We start from the raw sequence: 1,199 nt of genomic DNA, 5'->3' as shown, positions 1-1,199 counted from the left end.
CGACCGCTCTATGACGCGACCATGGGTGCAAACGGTTTGGCCTTCCGCTACGACAACCAACCGTTCGGGATAAACGTGCAGGCTGACAGGGCGGTTCGCAAAGCTGGCCGGAACGCTGTAGCGATTGCGCTCGAAGGTGACCAAGCATGTCGGCGATACCCGTTTGCTATGCTCGACGAACCCATCGAAGGCCGGAGGCAGTGTCATCAGCGTCGGCTTCTCTGCTTCCCAGACATCAGCAATACTGCCGGGCAATTCCCGGTGCTTTGTCTCGGCCCAAAGGGCAATACAGCGATCCTCCAGCCACTGGTTCAGTTCGGCCAAATCGGTGAAGACAGGCATGACCTGCCACAGGCGATTGCGCGCATCTTGTACGTTCTTCTCGACCTGGCCTTTCTCCCAGCCTGCAGCAGGGTTGCAGAACTCCGGCTCAAAAACGTAGTGGCTGGCCATGGCCTTGAAACGGGCATTGACGTCTCGCTGCTTGCCGCGACCAACACGATCAACGGCGGTCTTCATGTTGTCGTAAATCCCGCGACCGGGAACACCGCCAAAGACACGGAAAGCATGCCAGTGGGCGTCAAACAGCATCTCGTGGGTCTGCAGCGGATAGGCCCGCACCAGAAACGCCCGGCTGTGCGACAGCTTGATGTGGGCCACCTGCAGCTTGACCCGCTCGCCGCCGATGTTGGCCCAGTCTTCGCTCCAGTCGAATTGGAACGCCTCGCCGGGCTGAAACACCAAAGGAACGTAGGTGCCGCGTCCCGTCGTTTGCGCAGCCCGGTGCCGGTCCGCGCGCCACGCGCGGGCAAAAGACGCCACGCGCCCGTAGGAGCCATCATAGCCAAGCTTCACCAGATCAGCATGCATCTGCTTCACAGTTCGGCGTTCCTTGCGCGGCTGGCGTGTCTGCGCAAGCAGCCAGGCCGAAAGACGATCCGTATAGGGATCAAGCTTGCTCGACCGCGATGGCGTCTTGAACTTCGGCTCAACCGCGCCCTCACGCAGATACTTTCTGATGGTGTTGCGAGACAGGCCCGTGCGCCGCGAAATCTCGCGGATTGGCATTTTGTCACGCAATGCCCAGCGTCGGATAACACTCAAAAATCCCATGTCGATCACTCCATATCTCCCCGACCGAAACCGTCAGGGCAACGTGTTCACATGGGTCAATTCTCAGTGAAAATTTGAGGGGCTAC

Annotated in this window: 1 protein-coding gene; it reads right to left on the bottom strand. The window is 59.5% G+C overall.

Features of this window, described 5'->3' with window-relative positions; translation table 11 throughout:
* Positions 1 to 1,113: IS21 family transposase (gene istA / locus BLR85_RS28310; protein ID WP_093165256.1), on the bottom strand; the 1,113-nt coding region annotated here is incomplete at its 3' end.
* Positions 1,114 to 1,199: the final 86 nt, after the last annotated feature.

The sequence above is a fragment of the Aliiruegeria lutimaris genome (assembly GCF_900099935.1).
Classification (GTDB): Bacteria; Pseudomonadota; Alphaproteobacteria; order Rhodobacterales; family Rhodobacteraceae; genus Tropicimonas; species Tropicimonas lutimaris.
Note: the sequence above shows the minus strand (reverse complement) of the source record. Positions and strands in the feature narration are given on the sequence as shown.